14 protein-coding genes are annotated in these 18,539 nt (G+C 61.5%); 4 read left to right on the forward strand and 10 right to left on the reverse strand.

Going from position 1 to position 18,539, the window contains the following annotated elements; all coding sequences use genetic code 11:
- Nucleotides 1–3 precede the first annotated feature (3 nt).
- Together panB and panC are read right to left on the reverse strand one after the other, a co-directional pair.
- Nucleotides 4–825, reverse strand: a complete 822-nt coding sequence (gene panB, locus ACMUVN_RS18310) for a 3-methyl-2-oxobutanoate hydroxymethyltransferase (RefSeq protein WP_047616670.1) — start codon at nt 823–825, stop codon at nt 4–6.
- Nucleotides 822–1,751, reverse strand: a complete 930-nt coding sequence (gene panC, locus ACMUVN_RS18315) for a pantoate--beta-alanine ligase (RefSeq protein WP_063474035.1) — start codon at nt 1,749–1,751, stop codon at nt 822–824. The genes panB and panC overlap by 4 nt, the downstream gene beginning before the upstream one ends.
- Before the next feature lie 277 nt (nt 1,752–2,028).
- Between panC and ACMUVN_RS18320 the strand changes: the two genes are divergently transcribed.
- Nucleotides 2,029–2,502 carry a ProQ/FINO family protein gene (locus ACMUVN_RS18320; protein ID WP_063474036.1) on the forward strand — a complete coding sequence of 158 codons (474 nt, stop codon included), beginning with the start codon at nt 2,029–2,031 and terminating at the stop codon, nt 2,500–2,502.
- 464 nt (nt 2,503–2,966) lie between these two features.
- Here ACMUVN_RS18320 and ACMUVN_RS18325 read toward each other — a convergent pair whose 3' ends face one another.
- From ACMUVN_RS18325 to ACMUVN_RS18350, 6 genes are all read right to left on the reverse strand, one after another.
- Nucleotides 2,967–4,028, reverse strand: coding sequence for an ABC transporter ATP-binding protein (locus tag ACMUVN_RS18325; protein WP_127430842.1), 1,062 nt, complete (start codon nt 4,026–4,028; stop codon nt 2,967–2,969).
- Nucleotides 4,029–4,050: 22 nt separating this feature from the next.
- Nucleotides 4,051–4,905 (reverse strand): sugar phosphate isomerase/epimerase family protein, encoded by an 855-nt coding sequence (locus ACMUVN_RS18330; protein WP_132574797.1) that lies wholly within the window; start codon nt 4,903–4,905, stop codon nt 4,051–4,053.
- Between the two features lie 48 nt (nt 4,906–4,953).
- Complete coding sequence (locus tag ACMUVN_RS18335) at nt 4,954–6,192, reverse strand: ROK family transcriptional regulator (RefSeq protein ID WP_047616977.1); 1,239 nt, start codon at nt 6,190–6,192, stop codon at nt 4,954–4,956.
- Nucleotides 6,193–6,233: 41 nt separating this feature from the next.
- The gene (locus tag ACMUVN_RS18340) at nt 6,234–7,076 is read right to left on the reverse strand and encodes a carbohydrate ABC transporter permease (protein ID WP_127430840.1); all 843 of its coding nucleotides are present in this window, start codon (nt 7,074–7,076) and stop codon (nt 6,234–6,236) included.
- On the reverse strand, nt 7,073–8,002 hold the full coding sequence (locus ACMUVN_RS18345; RefSeq protein WP_047616681.1) for a carbohydrate ABC transporter permease: 930 nt from the start codon (nt 8,000–8,002) through the stop codon (nt 7,073–7,075). Before ACMUVN_RS18345 ends, ACMUVN_RS18340 begins: the two co-directional genes overlap by 4 nt.
- An 84-nt stretch (nt 8,003–8,086) precedes the next feature.
- The gene (locus ACMUVN_RS18350) at nt 8,087–9,385 is read right to left on the reverse strand and encodes an extracellular solute-binding protein (RefSeq protein WP_047616940.1); all 1,299 of its coding nucleotides are present in this window, start codon (nt 9,383–9,385) and stop codon (nt 8,087–8,089) included.
- A gap of 394 nt (nt 9,386–9,779) precedes the next feature.
- Here ACMUVN_RS18350 and ACMUVN_RS18355 point away from each other — a divergent pair, with 394 nt between their 5' ends.
- On the forward strand, nt 9,780–10,826 hold the full coding sequence (locus ACMUVN_RS18355; RefSeq protein WP_132574799.1) for a Gfo/Idh/MocA family protein: 1,047 nt from the start codon (nt 9,780–9,782) through the stop codon (nt 10,824–10,826).
- An 8-nt stretch (nt 10,827–10,834) separates the two neighbouring features.
- Here ACMUVN_RS18355 and ACMUVN_RS18360 read toward each other — a convergent pair whose 3' ends face one another.
- Entirely contained in the window at nt 10,835–11,974 is a 1,140-nt protein-coding gene (locus ACMUVN_RS18360; RefSeq protein ID WP_047616687.1) for an ROK family transcriptional regulator, read from the reverse strand.
- Between the two features lie 219 nt (nt 11,975–12,193).
- Between ACMUVN_RS18360 and ACMUVN_RS18365 the strand changes: the two genes are divergently transcribed.
- Nucleotides 12,194–15,220, forward strand: a complete 3,027-nt coding sequence (locus tag ACMUVN_RS18365; protein WP_414815360.1) for an alpha-mannosidase — start codon at nt 12,194–12,196, stop codon at nt 15,218–15,220.
- A gap of 338 nt (nt 15,221–15,558) precedes the next feature.
- Complete coding sequence (locus ACMUVN_RS18370) at nt 15,559–17,553, forward strand: methyl-accepting chemotaxis protein (RefSeq protein ID WP_132574803.1); 1,995 nt, start codon at nt 15,559–15,561, stop codon at nt 17,551–17,553.
- Here ACMUVN_RS18370 and ACMUVN_RS18375 read toward each other — a convergent pair.
- Nucleotides 17,523–18,485 (reverse strand): LysR family transcriptional regulator, encoded by a 963-nt coding sequence (locus tag ACMUVN_RS18375; RefSeq protein ID WP_063474172.1) that lies wholly within the window; start codon nt 18,483–18,485, stop codon nt 17,523–17,525. The two genes, ACMUVN_RS18370 and ACMUVN_RS18375, sit on opposite strands and share 31 nt — an antisense overlap.
- Nucleotides 18,486–18,539 lie beyond the last annotated feature (54 nt).

Here is an 18,539-nt window from a genome sequence, read left to right on the forward strand (position 1 = left end):
GCTTCAGGGCCGCCGCTTGAATGTATGCTCGGCTGCCGGAAACTGTCGCGACCGGACCTCGTCCGCATAAGCAGCGGCGGCCGCCGCGATCCTCTTGCCCAGTTCGTCGTAGCGCTTGACGAAACGCGGGGTGAAATCGTTGAAGAGCCCGAGAATGTCGTCGGAGACCAGAACCTGGCCGTCGCAGGCCGAAGAGGCGCCGATACCGATGCTCGGTATGTGCATGGCGGCCGTTACCTCGCGGGCGAGCGGCTCCACCGTGCCCTCGATGACGACGGCAAAGGCGCCCGAGCCGCCGATGGCGTGTGCGTCGCGCCGGATCTTCGACGTCTCGTGTTCGGAATGGCCGACGGAACGATAGCCACCTGCGGTCTGGACCTGCTGCGGCATCAGACCGATATGCCCCATGACCGGGACCCCTCGCTTCGTCAGAAAGGCGATGGTCTCAGCCATCTCCTCGCCGCCCTCCAGCTTGACGGCATCGCAGCCGGTTTCCTGCAGGATTCGGACGGCATTGCGGAAGGCGACCTCCTTCGATTCCTGATAACTGCCGAACGGCATGTCGACGACGACGCAGGCCTTGCCGACGCCGCGCATCACCGCCTTGCCGTGCGCGATCATCATGTCGAGCGTGACGCCGATGGTGGTCTCCATGCCGTAGAGCACCATGCCGAGTGAATCCCCGACCAGCAGGAGATCGCAATGCTCATCGAGCAGCCGCGCCATCGGCGTCGTATAGGCGGTCAGGCAGACGATCGGCTTGCCGCCCTTCATCGCCAAGATTCGGGCTGGCGTAAGGCGCTTCTGAATTCCGGCGGCGCTCATCTGGCCACTCCCTTTCCCGGCAAGCTCCGCCCGCCGATAATGCGGTTGCCCCCGGCGACCCTGTTGCCCCCGGCAATCCTGTTGTCACCGATAACCCTGTTGTCGAGAAGCCGTGTCGAGCCGACCCGAACGAAGAGTGCGATGACGACGGGTTCCGCAATCGACGTGACCGGCTGCAGTGTCGAGGCATCCCTGACGGCGACGACCTCCGGCTTTGCCAGAGGCTCGCGATTGAGAAACGCCGTGAGCTTGGCCTCGAGCTTCCCCGGATCGGTAAGGCCGCCGGCGACCAGACGCTCCGCCTCGTCGAGGGTCTGAGGAACGATTACGGCGGCACGCCGCTCCGCTGCGCTGAGATAGACGTTGCGCGACGACAAGGCGAGGCCGTCGGCGTCCCTGACCGTCGGCACCGATATTACCCGCACCGGCACGGCCAGATCGTCCACCATGCGCTTGATGATGACGACTTGCTGGTAATCCTTCTCTCCGAAATAGGCGGTCTGCGGCTGCACGATGTTGAAAAGCTTGCAGACGACAGTGGCGACGCCGGCAAAATGCCCGGGGCGTACCGCCCCCTCGAGTTCGCAGCCGAGATCGGGAACGTCGACGACAGTCAGCATCGGGCGGGGATACATGTCCTCGACGCCAGGCGAAAAGAGGAAATTGACGCCGGCCTGTTTCAGCATGGCGGCATCGCGTTCCAGATCGCGCGGATATTTGCTGAGGTCTTCCGCCGGGGCGAACTGCAGTGGATTGACGAAAATCGAGACGACGACGATGTCGTTCTCAGCGCGCGCACGCGCGACGAGCTCCATATGACCGGCATGGAGATAGCCCATCGTCGGAACGAGGCCGACGGTTCGCCCCTGCCGCTTCAGTGCATCGAGCGTGTGGCGCAGCTCGTCAATACTCGAGAAAACCCGCATATATCCTCCCCGCGGCCGGTCACTCCATCTTGGGCGCGGATATGAAGTGTAATCGATGTGACAGGTCAATGCATATTTCTCGATAAAAACGATTAGATGCAACGGCAGCCGATGACACCAGGCGATATCGACCCCGGAAACGCCATTTCACCACACGGGCTCCCATACCGCTCCTCACCGGCTTGCAGTGGAACCGACGATGTGCGACTTCCGTTACTCGCCCTGTCCGTCAAGATACCATCACAGTCGGTCGCTATGGACGTTACATGGAGGACGCATGGACAAGCCCTGGAAGATCAGCCGCGGACCGATTGCGGCAACCGAGCTCGACGTGGAGAAGGCAAACGCGATCAACATGCTGTTGATCCGGCCGGTCGGCGTCCTTCCGGCCAAGTCGGGAGATGCGATCCGTCCCTTTGCCGTCGGTCTTTTCAACGAGTTCCGTCCGCTCCTGAAGCCCGATGCCGGCGTCACGACCCTGCGGCGGGCGACCGCGGCCTATGTCCACTGCCGGCGCTACTATTTCGCCAGCGCCCAGCCCGATTCCATGCGCCATGGCCTTGACGGCGAACCCGTCGAGCCACTGTCGCCCGAAGACCGGCTGGTCGCGCAAAAACGTTTCCTGAGTCTCAAACAGATCACCGGCAAAGCCGACGCGCCAGAGCAGGCAGCACCGGTTCCCGCTCCCCTGTTGAGCAAAAGCGAACAGATCCGCGCGGCCCTCCTCGGCAAAAGGAACGTCGTCAGCTAAAGCACCCCATATCTGGCTGCAGTCATTGCGCGTTCTTGCGCAAGGCGATTCTACGAGATCGATAGAACAGTATCGTATTCCGCGGCGAATAATATCTGTGTGCGGCCGGCGGCTGTGGTTTCCTCCACCATCGCGGCGTTCTGCCGGGTTACCGAATTGGGCAGGGCGCAGGCCAACACGCGGACCTATCGCGACGCAGCTTGAGCGCATTCGGGGTCGGGGGGGGGGGGGGAAGCCCCCCCCCCCCCCCCCCCCCCCCCGGGGGGGGGGCCGGGGCCGGGGCGCGGGGCCCCGCCGCGCCCCGCGCGGGTGCCCGGGGGGTGGGGGCGGGGTACCGGTGGGGGCCGGGCCCCCCCCAACCCCGCCCCCGCCCCGGCCGGCCGGTGGGGGGGTGGGGGGGGGGGGGGGCCCCAACCCCCCCCCCCGACCGAAGCCCGGCCGAAGGGGAGGGGCAATCGGCCGGGTCAGTTCAGCGCGGCTTCGCCTGACGTGATCCGCTGTTCGTCTGCGGCGAACAAGTGAACCGCATCGTGGATCGGCGCAATCCTCAGCACCTCGCCGGGTGCCGCCCTGATCCGTTCCCGGAAGACGCAGGTCAGCGTCTGCGTTCCCAGCCGGACGATGACCAGCGTCTCAGAACCCGTAGGCTCGACGACCACCGTCGTGACCTCGATCCCGCCGGGGTCCAACTGGATATGCTCGGGACGAATGCCGTAGGTCACGGCTGCGGGCGGACGTCGCTCGCTCGGCAGCAGCAGGCCGTCGGCAGTTCGAAACCCGTCTTCCGTCATCTTGCCCGCGATGAAATTCATCGCCGGGGAGCCGATGAAGCCGGCAACGAAAAGGTTGTTCGGACGATCGTACAATTCCAGCGGAGAGCCTGACTGCTCGATCAGCCCATCCTTCATGACGACGATCTTGTCGGCCATGGTCATGGCTTCGATCTGATCATGGGTGACATAGATGGTCGTCGTCTGCAGCCGTTGATGCAGTTCCTTGATCTCCGAGCGCATCTGCACCCTGAGTTTGGCGTCGAGGTTCGACAAAGGCTCGTCGAACAAGAAGACGGCCGGATCCCGCACGATTGCCCGCCCCATCGCCACCCGCTGCCTCTGGCCGCCGGACAGCTGTTTCGGATATCTTTCCAGAAGGCTCTCGAGACCGAGGATCTTGGCGGCATTGCCGACCCGCTGGTCGATCTCCGTCCTTGGCATTCGTTTCAGCCGCAACGAAAAGCCCATGTTCTTCGCGACGGTCATGTGCGGGTAGAGCGCATAATTCTGGAACACCATGGCGATATCCCGATCCTTGGGCGCAAGCTCGTTGACGATATGCTTGCCGATCTGAATCTGCCCTGAAGTGATGCCCTCGAGACCTGCGATCATTCGCAGAAGCGTGGATTTGCCGCAGCCCGACGGGCCGACCAGCACGACGAACTCGCCGTCGCCGATGTCGACCGATACGCCTTTGATGGCTTTGAACGCACCGTAGTCCTTGCGCGCATTGTTGACCGAAACATGGGCCATAACAGTCCTCCAGAAATTGCCGTCAAAGTCCGTTCAGGACATTTCTCAAATAATCGAGCCCGAAGCGCTCGCCCTCTTTTCGCGCGGCTAAGTCCTTGCCTGGCCAGCCATAGGCGGCATCCTCGTGTTCTATGGACAGCGTGCCATCGAAGCCGGAGCCACGCGCCTGGCGCAGGAACCTCGGCCAATCGATGAGGCCGAGCCCGGGCAGCTTGTATTGCCACCAGCCTTTGCCGTGATAGCCGACAGCCTGCAGTATCTCCGGATCGATGGCCGTGTCCTTGGCATGAAGGATGGCAATGCGGTCCTTCACCGCCTCCATCGCCTGATAGGGATCGACGCCGATGCGGATGAGGTGCGAGGGATCGAATTCCAGGCCGAAGCGGGGATTGTCGATCCGCCGAAAAAGCTCCTGCCACCCTTTCGGTGTCGTGCCGATGAAATTGTCCTTCGGACCCGGCCAGTTCTCGATCGCGAAGGTGAGGCCGCTCGATTGCGTCTGCGCAATCAGCCGGTTTGCGAATTCGGCGAAGTCATCATAATTGGCTTCGTCGCTGGCCGTGTCGTCCCGGCCCGGGAAGATCACGAAGATCGGAACGTCCGCTTCTCCAATCGCACTGGCAAATTCGGCGGTCTTTGCTCGAAGTTCCTGGCGTCTTGTCGGGTCGGCATCGAGCTGGTTGCCGAAATAGGTGATCGACGACACGAAGAGGCCGCGGCCGCGTGCAAGCGCGACGGCGCCCGTCACCTGATCGGGTGTCTTGATATGGCCGCCGACATCGATCTCGATTGCGTCGAAACCGGCCGACGCGGCGAATTCCACCACTTCCTCCAGGGGACGATCATTGAATGTCGAGGTGTAAAAGCCGATCTTCACCAAAGTTCTCCGATCTTCACCAAAATCCCTGGGGCCTAGCTGGCCGTTTCAATTGTTCAGGCGATCCATATTCTTGAGTGGCGAACGTGTGCGTTGAGCAGCATCGGCCGATGCGAGCATCAGGGCCGCCGCCATCGGCATGACCGCCGCCCCCATGGCCGAAGCATCCTCTCCGAGCGAGGCACGGTGAAGCGAGGGGAGGTTGGTGTCCTCGGCGTCGAGATGCTCGTGCACATACCGAAGCAGCTCGTCGACGATACGGATCGGCAGCCGGCCGCCGACAAGGACGGCATCGGGATCGACGATCATGCCGATATGCTTGACGGCGACGGCCAGATGCGCGCTCATTTCCTTCAGCCACTGTGAAACCAGGCGCCTGCCCTGTGCATCCAGCGTCAGCAGATCGTGGGGAACGCTGACCTCGACGCCGTGCCGGGCAAGAAAATCATAGAGGAAAAACAGCGAGAATATCTCGCCGAGAAGCTGGACCTTGTGTGCCTTCTCGTCCCGGTCATCGGCAATTGGGAGCCAGCCGATCTCGCCGCTGAGGCCCATGGCGCCGCGATGACCGTTGCCGTCAAGCACCAGGCCTCCGCCCGGGCAGGCATTGATGGCGATGTAGAAGAAGCTGCTGCTTTCGGCACCCAATCCGTAATCGAGTTCGGCAAGGGCCGCGGCATTGGCTTCGTTTTCGATGAAGACAGGATGCTGCGTCAGGTTCTCCAAAGCAGCGCGCACATCGAATGAAGTCCATTCCTGATAGGTGTCGGGCTTGCCGAGGAGCGAAATCTCGCCGAGCCAATCCGGCATGGCGAGACCGATACCGGCCAGGCGCGCGTCGTCGATCAGGCGGCTGCGCTGGAAATGCGAAATCGCATCGGCGGTGAGCTGCAGGAATTCCGCCGGCAGGATGAAGCGCTTTTCGTGATGCACGCGGGCACGGACATTGCCGACCGCATCGACGGCCAGGATCGTCAGATGGTCGCGATCGATGTTGATGCCGATCGCAAAACAGGCATCCGGATTGATCTCGAGTTCGATCGCCGGCTGGCCCCGCAGCCCGTGTCGCCGGCGGGCTTCCATGATCAGGCCTTCGTCCAGCAGGCGATCGACGATCCGGGCGATCGCCGGTTTGGTAAAACCCGTCCGCCTGGCGATTTCGGCGCGCGAAATCGGCGCCTGGCGATGGATGCAGCGCAGGACGACCGCCCTGTTATGCTCGCCTGCATCTTCGACATTGGCGCCGGTCAGATCCGGGGACAGCCTGGCGCCGAGTGTCTGGTTCATCGGGTCAAATCCTTCATCGCGCATGGAGACCGAACCGACCCTCATCCCTTGACGGCGCCGCTGGTCATCGCGCCGAGGATCAGCCGCTGCAGCGACAGAAAGGCCACGATCGCCGGAACGACCGAGATCAGGCAGGCGGCGGCAAGCAGTTGAATGGACGAGTCGGTTTGCATGCCGCGGAAGTTAAAGATTCCGACGCCGATCGGCATCAGGTCATTTTTCGTGAGCAGCAGGAAAGGCACCAGGAATTGCGACCAGCCGGCAATCACCGTGATGATGAAGACCGAGGCAATGCCCGGCGCCGACAATGGCAGGATGATGCGCCAGAATACCGAAAACCGGTTGCAGCCGTCGATCATGGCCGCTTCGTCGAGGCTGCGCGGGATGCCGTCGACCGTGCTCTTCAAAAGCCAGGTCGCCAGCGGAACGCCGAGCGCGATATAGACCATGACGACGGCAAAATGCGTATCCAGCAGACCGAGCCGGTTCATGTAGCGGTAGAGTGGCACCATGATGACAAGCGGCGAGATCATCTGGAAGAGAAGCAGCGCCATCATCGACAGGCCTTTGCCGCGGAATTGAAACCGGGAAAAGGCGTAGGCTGCGGGCAATGCGACGATCAGCACGCCGAAGCCGCTCAAGGCCGCAAGCTTGAGGCCGTTCCAGAGATAGACCGGAAAATAGCTGTTGTTCAGAACGGTGATGAAATTGTCGATGGTGGGATTGTTCGGAATATACCGCGCCACGCCGCGATAGATCTCGCGCTTGTCACGCATCGCCATCGACAGGAGATAGGTGAGGGGGCCGGCGAAGAATACGAACATCGCCAGCATGAACAGATAGCTGAAGAAATCGCCGAGCCGCGTTCCTGTCCGTCCGCTCATTGCTCTTCCTCCTTCGGCAGGAATGACGCGTAGACGAAGGCAAGTCCGAGGCTGATGATCAACATAAGCACGGAAAGCACGCTGCCGCCGGAGAGGTCGTAGTTTCTGAAGACGATATTGAAGACGTAGAGCGAGATCACCTCGGTCGCGCGCCCCGGTCCGCCGCCCGTCAGCGTGATGATCGCATCGAAAGTATTCACGGTCTGGATGGTGATGAGGATCATGTTGACGAGGATTGCGGCGCGCAGCTGCGGAAGCGTGACGAAGAAGAACTGCTGCGATGCGGTTGCGCCGTCCACCTCCGCCGCTTCGTAGAGCGAGGGATCGATCGCCTTCAGTGCCGCATACATGACGACCATCGAAAAGGCCGTGCCGCGCCAGATGTTCGATATCAGCGTCGACCATGGCGCCATGGCCGGATCGGAAAGCCAGGCGACAACAGGCAGATGCATCAGCCGCAATATGCTGTTCAGCGCGCCGTAAGGCGCTTCGGAAAAGAGCATCTGCCAGATGATGCCGCCGGCAATGCCCGGCACGACCCAGGCGACGAGCGCTGTCGTCCTCAGGATGGTGGTGCCGAACAGGCCGCGCTTTTCGCCGCGAATGACCGTGACGGCGACCGCCAGGCCCAGGATCTGCTGGCCGATCACGCTGCCGCCGACGAAGATCAGGGTTGCCCAAAGAATGTCGGGCAGTTGCGGCGAGCTCAGCGCATTGGTGATCGACCCAAGCGTATATTCCTGATTGTCGCCGATCAGCGTCGCATTGGTGAAGGAGAGTCGGAAAACGTCGATGACGGGATAGAGGTAGAAGATGCCGATGACGACGATCACGGGCATGATCCAGGGCAGGGGCGCGCCGGCGAAACGACGCATGAACGTTCTGCTTTGAGGCGGGCTGTCAGCCTCGATGGCAATGGGGCTCATTGGGCCTCTCTGTCCGGGTTGGCAATGTCGACGGCGCCTGAGGGCAGGCGCCGTCGCGATTGGAAGCGTCACGGACGCCCGGCACTACAGCCGCTTGTAGGCCTCCAATGCGGCGTTGAAGGCGGCATTCAAAGCGTCTTCCGGTGTCTTGGTCCCCGAGAGCACGTCGCCCATCATGATCTGGATCTGGTTGGAGATCTCGGGATAGATCGGTACGCCGGGGCGCGCCTGGCCGTCGACCAGAGCCTTGGCGAAGGTCTTGTTGGCTTCGGTGGAGAAGACCTCATACTTGTCGAAGAGCGACTTTCTGGTCGGCAGCTGCTGCTGTAGCGCATTTGCCGGCCCCATATAGACCTCGCGTGCAAGGTTTGCGCACATCTCGATCTTGTCCTTGTCCTTGCTGAAGGAGGCGATCGTCCAGCCGCCCGTGCCGGTCGAGAGTTGATCGGCCGCGGGGCCGGGGATCGGTGAGAAGGTCCAATTCTTGAACTCGTCTTCTTCAAGCGTCGTCTTCAGCTGCGCATATTGCCAGTTGCCGCCGATGAAGAGTGCCGTCGTTCCCGCTGCCGCCGCAGCATTCATGTCGTCATAATTCGCGATCGTGGTGACGCGTTTGGGCGCGGCGCCGGAATCGACGAGATCCTTGAAATAATTCAGCGCCTTCAGGAATTTCTCCTTGTTCTCGCCTTCGCCGAACACAGGCTTGCCGCTATCGTCGACGAGCTTGCCGCCCAGCGCCCAATAGTTCGCCAGCCAGTCAAAGGTCGTACCTTCCCAGCGTCCGCCGTTGAACAGAACGCCTTCCATGCCTTCCTTGGTGGAGGCGAGCGCAGCCTTTTTCAGGTCGTCCCAGGTCTGCGGCGCATCTGATACAATCGACTTGTTGCGGTAGAGCACACGAAGATCGGTATCCCACCACCACGCGCGGACCGTCTGGTCCTTATCGGTGATGCCGCTGCGGATGAAGGGGAAGAGGTCGTCCACTTCCTCCTTCGAAAAATACGGCGTGAAGTCCGCCAGCACGTGATTGACCATGAACTGCGAGAGCACGAAGGAGTCGACCGCGGCGCAGTCGGGCGCGTTGCCGGCCTTGGCCTGCTCCAGCATCTTGGCCTGTTCCGTGCCGATATCCGACGACATGAACTGCATCTGCAATTTCCAGTCGGGATGCTTCTTGATGAAATCGACGAAGAGCTTCTGATAGCCCTCGGCGATGGCCGGATCCGAATTGTTCGGACTATCGTTCGTCAGGCGGACGACGAGGGATTTTGGCGCATCGGCAAGGCCGATCCTGTCCTTGGTGGCAAGTTCCTGGGCAAATGACGTGGATGCTGAAAATAACATTGTGCTCAGCGCAAATGCGCTGACGGTGGCGCTCTTCATGATGGGTCTCCTCCCCATTTGAACGAATACAGCCTGGCGGTCGGTTGACCTCTCCTCAATTCCGTGCTGCATTAATTAGATTAAGTTACTTTGATTTGATGTCAAGCCACAGCTTGGAAAGCCAGAGCCTGGGAGGTTGAGATGCTGGCGACAATCAACAGCAGCTAGCGCATAATTTCCGAAAATCGAGATCGATTTCTGGAAAAGGATCCGCGCCATTAAAGCGATGGAGCGTGCTGTCGGGCGCGTGGCGCATCGACCGAAATTTTCCTGAAGAAGAGGACGAGGCGATCGCGGATGGCCGCGATGGCAGGAGTGCGATTTTGCCCGGCTGCGCTGCCGGAATCAGCTCTGACACACCCGCGTCCGATAGGACGCGCCAAGGGAGGATAAGATGCGTTTACTCATTCTCGGTACCGGCGGCATGGCCAACCAGCATGCCGCCAACTTCAAGGCGATCGAAGGCGTCAGCGTCGTGGGCGGCGTCGACGTCGTCCCGGAAAGGCTTGCCGCCTTCTGCACCGAACATGGCATCGCCAACCATTTCACGTCTCTTGAAGAGGCGCTCGCCTGGGGCGAGTTCGATGCGGTGGCGAACGTCACGCCTGATAGCATCCACCACCCGACGACGCTTGAGGCGATCGCCGCTGGCAAGCATGTCTTCTGCGAAAAGCCGCTCGCCACCGATGCACTCAAGGCCATGGAGATGACCGAGGCGATCGAACGATCGGGCAAGGTCGGCATGGTCAATTTCACCTATCGCAACTCGCCCGCCCTCCAGAAAGGCCGGCAGATGGTGCTCGCCGGCGAAATAGGAGACGTGCGCCACGTCGAGGCGTCCCATCTGCAAAGCTGGCTGGTCGGCCGTCACTGGGGCGATTGGAAGAGCGAAAGCAAATGGCTGTGGCGGCTGAGCAAGAAGCATGGATCGAACGGCGCGCTCGGCGATATCGGCATCCATATCGTCGATTTCGCCTCCTACGGTTCCGGCCTCGACGTTGCCCATGTCTTCGCGCGGCTGAAAACCTTCGACAAGGCGCCGGGGCACAAGATCGGCGAATATGATCTAGACGCCAATGACAGCTTCACGATGAATGTCGATTTCGCCAATGGCGCGATCGGGACGATCCAGGCGACGCGCACGGCGGCCGGACAGATGGATCAGCTGCGTCTCCGGGTCTATGGCGAAACCGGTTCGATCGAGATGATTTACGATACCGGAAAGTCGACGCTTCGCGCCTGCCTCGGCGAAGACGTGCACACGGCGACCTGGCGCGACGTGCCGTTCGATCCGGTCGAGACGAATTACCAGCGTTTCGTCCAAGCCGTGCGGGCGGGCAGGGCGCAGGAACCTTCCTTCCGCCGCGCCGCCAATATCCAGAAAGTCCTGGATAAGGCGCTGGCCTCCGATCTTAGCCACACCGATGAAGCGCTCGGCTGAGCCGGCTCTCAAGCGGAAGCCGGCGGCAGCAGTAAAGTGTTGAGGAAGGGCAGGAGGGCAGCCCCCAGCGCAACGCCGCCGCCGCTGAAGCTCGCCGGTTTCATCGGCGAAATCCAGGGTGTCAGCAACGGTCTCGTGGAGGTGTCGCGGCGCTCGATCGAAAGCTGATGGATCAGCGCTTCGATCACGCCCTGCGGCAGATCGCTGCCGATCATGACGACGCTCGGGGCAAGGAAGCCGGCCATGGCGATGATCGGATCGAGCAGATGGCCGGCGGCCTCCCGTATCCATTGCGACAGCGATGGCGAGGAGATTTCCTCGCCCTTCAGCAGGCGGGTGAAGTCCTGGTCGCCGATCCGCGATCGCAGAGACTCGAAACCGACGACGGTGTTCAGCTGGACATTGTCCGGACCGGTCAACATTTCACCGATGCTGCCCGCCCTGCCATGCACGCCGGAATAGGGAATGCCGCGAATGAGAAAACCGGCCTGAATGTCGTCATCGATGATGATCATCGCCAGTCCGCCTTCCCTGGCGGAGCTGCCGATCGTGCGTTCGGCGAGAAGGCTCGCCGTGCACTCGTTCTCGACATAGGGACGCGCAATCGTCGACATGGCGGCGATTTGATCGCTTTGTTCGTCCGTCCAGTCGTTGGCGGCGATGCCTAGGCCGATGATCGGCAACATCGCGTGGCGATCGACCATGTCCCTGACGGCCGCGTGCACCAGCTTGACCTTGTCTGCTGGCTCCAGGCCGAAATAGACCCGGTCATGCACCTGGCCGCTAAGATCGATGAGGACCATCTCGCCGCGCCTCTGGCGAAGCTTGACGCCGATCGAGAAAGCGCCTTCCGGGCGCAGGGCAAATTCGGTCGCAGTCGCACCGCCGCCCGAGCCGTTGCGGCGGTTGGAGGTGACGAGCTTCTCCTCGGCCAATCGGCGGAGAATATTGGTAATGCCCGGGCCGGTCAGGCCGCAATGGCGGCCAAGCTCCATTCGCGTCAGCGGACCATGGCGGCGGATGGCTTCCAGGATGACGCGAATGTTTCGATCGGCGATTTCACCGGATCGCAGACCGACTGTTTTGGCACGCGGGGCGCCCGTGTCCTGGGTTTGAAGCCGACGCGGCCCTGATCGAAGATACCGCATGGTCGCCGTCCTTAGAGCTACAAGACGCTTGTGTATCACGCCTGCGTCCACCGCAATGAATTTCTTACGGGCTTGACGGGAAATCAAAGTTACTTAATCTAAAGCTCTCGGAATTGCTTGGAGGAGGAGACCGGGCAAATCGCGATGCCGGTCGCACCATCTTCATCTCCCAAAACTATGACCACGGATTGTCGCCGTCGATTTTCAATAGGATAAGCCATGCCTCTGACCATTGCCCAGCGTCTCGATCGTCTGAAAGTCCGCATTGCCGAGCTCGCTCATTGGCGGGATCGACACAGTGCTGCGATCGACGGCTGGACTTTCGAGGGAGAGCCGATCGCACATCACCAGGATTGGCCGCACCGCCAGGAGGTGGTGCATTTTGCTGCAACCGCCGAGGCACCCGAAGCGTGGCCTCTCGACGGTATTCGCCTGCAGCTCGATCTCGGTGGCGAGAGCCTGATTACGCTGAGCTATCCCGACGGCGAGACGGAAACATTCGGTCTCGATCCCTATCATCAGGAATTCCCGCTGAAGAGCCGCCGCTTTTCAATCGCAACGGAAACCGTTGCCCGTTTTCCGTTCGGCGAACCCAATCGCGCTCCGCGGCTCAACAAGGCTCGATTTATCTGGCTCGATGGCCCGGTTCACCGCCTGCATCTTCTGTTGAAGCAGGTTGCCGAGGCGATCGAGGCGCTCGGCGAGCATGAAGTCGTGCCGCATCTGACGGATGCCGCCGAGCATGCGTTGCGCAGCCTCGACTGGCCGTCGGATACGGCGGCCTACATCTCCCGCACATCAGGCGCGGTCATGCAGCAGAAGATCTGGGAACTGCCGGAGCTTGAGGCTAATCCGGCGGGCCTCACGGACGAGCAAAGCACTTCGGCAGCCACGGCCTTCGAGGCTCTGACTGCGCGGCTGAAGGAGCTGCAGAAGCGCTTTCCGCCGAATGGAGAACTGCTGCTCACGGGGCATGCGCATATCGATCTCGCCTGGCTCTGGCCCTATCGCGAGACGCGGCGGAAAATGCGACGCACCTTCAATACGGCGCTGTCGCTGATGGAGCGCTCCGATGATTTTCGTTTCAATCAATCGACCGCCCATTATTACGCGCAGATGGAGGAGGAAGACCCGGACCTTCTCGAGCGCATCAAGCAGAAGGTCGCCGAAGGTAAGTGGGAAACCGTCGGCGGCATGTGGGTGGAACCCGATACGAACATGCCGACCGGTGAAAGTCTCGCCCGTCAGGTTCTCTACGGCCAGCGTTATTTCGAGAAGACCTTCGGCACGCGCCATACGGTTTGCTGGTTGCCGGATTGCTTCGGCTTCTCCGGCGCGCTGCCGCAGATCCTGAGACAGGGCGGCATCGACAGCTTCTTCACGATCAAGGTCAATTGGAGCGAGACCAACCATATTCCCTCCGATCTCTTCTGGTGGAAGGGGCTCGACGGCAGCCGGGTGCTGACCCATACGTTCGACAATCCGATGCAGGGTTACAACGGCTTCGTGCAGCCCGATTGCTTCGTGCCGACATGGAAGAATTTCCGCGGCAAGACGCAGCACCATACGTCGCTTCTGGCCGTCGGCTACGGCGACGGCGGCGGCGGCGTCACGCCGGAAATGGTCGAGCGCGAAGTGCAGCTGCGCGATTTCCCGGCGATCCCGCAGGCACGCTGGGGCACCGTCAAAAGCTATTACGAGCAGGCGCACCGCACTGCTGGGGAAAAGACCCTTCCCGTGTGGGACGGTGAAATCTATCTCGAACTGCACCGCGCCACGCTGACGTCGCAAAGCGGCGTCAAGCGCAAGCATCGCCAGGCCGAACGTGCGCTGATCACCGCGGAAACCATCGCTTCGCTGGCGCATATGCTCGGAGCAGGCAGGCCCCAAAGCCTCGAAGCCGATTGGCGCGTGGTGTTGAAGAACGAATTTCACGACATTCTGCCGGGCTCGAGCATCCGTGAGGTCTATCAGGATGCCGAGCAGGAACTGGGTGGGGTCATCGACCATGCCAAAGCCGAGCAGGCAAAGTCATTGCAGGCGCTGTCGGCCAATTTGCCGAAGGGCGGGGTTGGAGACGCCCTCGTCGTCGTCAATCCGTCTCTTGCGGCCAGGCCGCTCAGCACAACGCTCTCCGATGGCACGGTCGTCGCGGCCGCCGATCTCGTCGCCCCCTTGTCCGTCGCGGTCTTCGACAAGCGTGCGCTCAAGCCGGCGGGCGGGCTGAGGGCAGGCTCCGACCGTCTCGAAAACGACCACATCTCCGTCGCCATCGGCGGGGACGGCGCGGTTGTCAGTCTCATCCACAAGGCAACGGGCCGGGAAGCGATCGACGGCTCGGCAAATCAGCTCTGGGTCTATCCGGCCGACAAGCCGCGCAATTGGGACGCCTGGGACATCGATGCCGATTATGCCGAAAAGGCCATTCGCCTCGATGCGCCGGAGAGCATCGCCCTCGTCGAAGAAGGCCCGCACCGCGCAGCGATCCGCGTCATTTACCGCTACCGGAATTCAAGCGTCACGCAGACCTATGTGCTGACGGCCAACGCCCGGCGGCTCGACATCGAAACGACGATCGACTGGCACGACCGCCGCACCCTTCTGCGTACGCTGAACCCGGTCGCCGTCCAGGCCCGGAAGGCGACGTTCGAATGCGCTTTCGGCGTCGTCGAGCGGGCAACCCATACGAACACCTCCTGGGAACAGGCGATGTTCGAGGCTGTCGCCCATCGCTTCGTCGATATCAGCGAGCCGGGCTTCGGCGTCGCGCTGCTCAACAATGCCAAATATGGCCATAGCGCCCGCGGCAATGTGATCGGCATGAGCCTGGTGCGCGGGCCGATCTATCCGGATCCGCTGGCCGATGAAGGTGAGCAGAGCTTTACCTATGCGCTGATGCCGCATGAGGGTGCCTGGCATGAAGGCGGTGTTCTCGACGAGGCGATCGATCTCAATCAGCCGCTCGTCGCGGCCGAAGCCAACGGCCTCTCCGCCGGCACTTTCGCGCCGCTTACCGTCAACGGCACACCCGTCGCTTTTTCGGGCTTGAAGCCGGCGGAAGAAGGCGATGGCCTCATCCTGCGCCTCTATGAACCGGCCGGCCGGCGCGGCCGGCTCTCCCTCGGCCTGCCTTCCGGATGGGCGGCATCGCAGCCGCTGAACATTCTCGAAGAGCCGATGGAGCGGATTGGACCTGCCGACATCATGCCGTTCGAAGTCAGGACCTGGAGGCTGCAAAAAGCCTGACGCCGCTTGCCTGGGAGATCACGCTCCGCCGCTTCGATTGCGGCGGAGCAGTTACCGGGCGCAGCCCGTGCAACCGGGCTGGTCGCCAGCGATGTCCGCTTTCGGCATTCATTATCCCGATCGCGCAGACAAGTCCCAAGCGCGGCGAAAATGGAACTTTTTATTAGTTTCTTATCGGCTGTTAGTCGGCTGTGGCCACGACAAAAAGACTCCCCTCGGAAGCGAAGGTGATCTCGGAACGTCGGTCGCATAGGTGGCGATCGAATGAAGTCGATCACCCATTCCGTAGCCGGCAGGGGATATGAGGACTCCTGTTTGCGCTAAGCAGGAACTGACACATGCCCGCAAGTATCTTTTCGCGCATCAGCACCAAACTGGCCATGCTTTCCGCCATCGGCATTTTGCTGGTTGCGGTTATGCTCCTTACCGTCTGGCAGGGAGGCCAGCATGTCGCTCAGCGCGCGAAATACCGGGACGAGCAGTTGATCGTCTCGCGCGATCTGGTCGATGCCAAGGCGTCGTTGCGCGGCCTGCAGGTCGGCGTGCGTGATCTGCGTCTCGCCACTTCCACGGATGAGATTGCCAAGGCAGCCGACTACATCGCCGCACGCCATCACTCGGTTATAAAATATCTGGACGATGCCATGGAGGGGTTGCGATTGCAGGTCAACAGGGACCGGATCGTGAAGCTCAAGGCGTTGGGCGACAGGCTTTATGCCGCCACCGACGACATGGCCGAAATCGTCAAGGCAAAGCTTGCCCTCAAGGCCGGCGATCCTTCGCTTAACGCAAAGGAGAAGGACGTTCAGGTAAAATTGTTGGCAATTTCAGACGAGACAGCCAAGCTGATCGATGAAGGGGTGGACGCCGCAAAGGCGATGGCGACAAAGGCTGAGGAAGAGGCGGATGCCGGCGCTCTTCTCGTTCTAAGCCTCAATCTTGGCATCGGCCTGCTGACCATCGCCACGCTGATCGGCGCTGCGGTCTTTGGCGCTCGCGTGATTGCAAAGCCGATCGGCCGGATTACCGCAAGCATGAGCAAGCTTGCAGAGGGCAATCTCGCTGCCGAGATCCCCTTCGCCAATCGGCGCGACGAAATCGGCCAGATGGCCCGCGCCGTCGAGATCTTCAAGCTAAACGGCATCAAGGTGCGTGAGTTGGACGCTGCCGGTGCGGATAAGCGGGCGAAGGTCATTGAAATGCAGATGAACATCGACGCGGTCATCACCGCAGCGGTTGCCGGAGACTTCACGCGTCGCGCCATCGTGGAATATGGCTATCAGGACCTGAACCAATTCGCATCGGGCGTGAATGACCTCGTTGCGGCAGTCAACCGCGGAATCGCCGAGACCTGTCGCGTGGTTGCTGCGCTCGCCGACGGCGACCTGACCGAGAACATGAGGGGCGAATTCCAGGGCGCCTTTGGCGAGCTCAAGGAAAACGTCAACGCGACGATGGTCAGCCTGCGCTCCGTTCTCGGCGAGGTGCGCGCCGCTGTCGACATCATCAACGGCGGCGCCGGCGAAATGCGGATTGCCTCTGGAGATCTGTCGAAACGCACCGAGCAGCAGGCGGCGTCGCTGGAGGAAACCTCCTCTGCCCTGGAGGAGATCACCGTCGCAGTGAAGAACTCGACCGAGCGGGCACTGGAAGCCAGCTACATGGTGGATGAGGCGAAGAAAGGCACCGGGCAGTCGAGCGCCGTCGTCAGCCAGGCCGTTTCGGCCATGGGGCGGATCGAGCAGGCCTCCGGCGAAATCGTCCAGATTATCAACGTTATCGACGAGATCGCCTTCCAGACCAATCTTCTGGCGCTCAATGCCGGGGTCGAGGCGGCACGCGCCGGTGAGGCCGGCAAGGGCTTTGCCGTCGTCGCACAAGAGGTGCGCGAACTGGCGCAACGCTCGGCCAATGCGGCCAAGGACATCAAGGTGCTGATCAACCGCTCCAGCAGCGAAGTCCATTCCGGGGTGAAGCTGGTGACGGCGACGGGTGAGGCGCTTGGCGATATCCAGGGCCAGGTGGTCAAGATCGACGAGCATGTGCGCTCGATCGCCACGGCGGCAAGGGAGCAGTCGACCGGCCTCTCCGAGGTCAGTACTGCCGTCAATCAGATGGATCAGGTGACGCAGCAGAATGCGGCGATGGTGGAGGAATCGACCGCAGCCACGAACCGGCTGGCGGACGAGGCGGCGAATCTCGCCCGATTGATCGCCCGCTTCAAACTGGATGCCGCTCAACTAGCCCCACGCGCCGTCACGTCGGAAAGCAGACCGGCGATCTCTCCTGCGCGCGCGCTCGGTCAGAGGCTGGCAGGCGCATTTGGCAGATAAGTTGCCGTGGCGGCTGCCGTGATTGCCGCCGGTCGAAAAGCGTCAGGGCGGGCGGCAAAGTTCGCAACCACAAAATCCACGAAAGCGCGGACTTTTGGTGAAAGCTGACGATTGGATGGCCAGACGAGCGAGAGCGAACCGTACGGCACCATGAAGGAGGTGAGGACGGGGACCAAATTTCCGGTTCGCATATCGGGCTCTGCGACGTAGACGGGCAGATGCGCAAGGCCCAAACCGTCCCGTGCTGCTCGCAGACCTGCATCCGTGTTGTTGAATGTCAGGCTTCTCGGCAAAAGCAGCCGCTCGCATGGCGGGCGGAATGCCCACGGCGCGACACGACCGCTGGACGGGTATTTGAAGTGAATGCAGGCATGTCGGGAGAGATCATCCGGGGTCTCCGGTCGCCCATGGCGCTTGAGATAATCGGGACTTCCGCAAACGACGAAATGTTGATCGCCGAGATGGCGGGCAATCAATCGTGCATCGGCAAGCTCACCGCTGCGCACGACGACATCCAGGCCCTCTGCGACCAGGTCTATGACCCTGTCTTCGAAATCGATGTCCAGCTCGATCTCCGGAAATCGCTCGGCAAAGATCGGCAGGATCGGCATAAGAAGGTGATGTCCGACGATATGCGGCACGCTGACACGCAGGCGTCCCCTTGGGCGTTCCCGGCTTCGTGAGACTGTAGCCTCTGCGTCATCCATGTCGTCGAGGATGCGTTTGTAGCGCTCGTAGAGAACGGCTCCTTCCTCGGTCAGGCTGATACTGCGCGTCGTCCGGTTGAAGAGCCGCACGCCCAGCCGGCTTTCGAGGCGCGCCACGGCTTTTCCGATCGCCGACGGCGAAACTCCGGCAACCCTGGCGGCTGCGACATAGCTCTGTTGTTCGGCGGCGTAAACGAAGGCGACAACGCCTGCGAGACTCTCCACATCAACACCCAATTGAAGACATTTTATCCTTTATGTAAGTCCAGGAGCGGTAAT

The sequence above is a fragment of the Rhizobium sp. IY2 genome (assembly GCF_047532935.1).
Taxonomy (GTDB): Bacteria; Pseudomonadota; Alphaproteobacteria; order Rhizobiales; family Rhizobiaceae; genus Rhizobium; species Rhizobium anhuiense.

Bases quoted from the DNA above. Each gene is read 5' to 3' on its own strand.
- panB (WP_047616670.1), bottom strand. From the start codon at position 825: ATGAGCGCCGCCGGAATTCAGAAGCGCCTTACGCCAGCCCGAATCTTG.
- panC (WP_063474035.1), bottom strand. From the start codon at position 1,751: ATGCGGGTTTTCTCGAGTATTGACGAGCTGCGCCACACGCTCGATGCA.
- ACMUVN_RS18320 (WP_063474036.1), top strand. From the start codon at position 2,029: ATGGACAAGCCCTGGAAGATCAGCCGCGGACCGATTGCGGCAACCGAG.
- ACMUVN_RS18325 (WP_127430842.1), bottom strand. From the start codon at position 4,028: ATGGCCCATGTTTCGGTCAACAATGCGCGCAAGGACTACGGTGCGTTC.
- ACMUVN_RS18335 (WP_047616977.1), bottom strand. From the start codon at position 6,192: ATGAACCAGACACTCGGCGCCAGGCTGTCCCCGGATCTGACCGGCGCC.
- ACMUVN_RS18340 (WP_127430840.1), bottom strand. From the start codon at position 7,076: ATGAGCGGACGGACAGGAACGCGGCTCGGCGATTTCTTCAGCTATCTG.
- ACMUVN_RS18345 (WP_047616681.1), bottom strand. From the start codon at position 8,002: ATGAGCCCCATTGCCATCGAGGCTGACAGCCCGCCTCAAAGCAGAACG.
- ACMUVN_RS18350 (WP_047616940.1), bottom strand. From the start codon at position 9,385: ATGAAGAGCGCCACCGTCAGCGCATTTGCGCTGAGCACAATGTTATTT.
- ACMUVN_RS18355 (WP_132574799.1), top strand. From the start codon at position 9,780: ATGCGTTTACTCATTCTCGGTACCGGCGGCATGGCCAACCAGCATGCC.
- ACMUVN_RS18360 (WP_047616687.1), bottom strand. From the start codon at position 11,974: ATGCGGTATCTTCGATCAGGGCCGCGTCGGCTTCAAACCCAGGACACG.
- ACMUVN_RS18365 (WP_414815360.1), top strand. From the start codon at position 12,194: ATGCCTCTGACCATTGCCCAGCGTCTCGATCGTCTGAAAGTCCGCATT.
- ACMUVN_RS18370 (WP_132574803.1), top strand. From the start codon at position 15,559: ATGCCCGCAAGTATCTTTTCGCGCATCAGCACCAAACTGGCCATGCTT.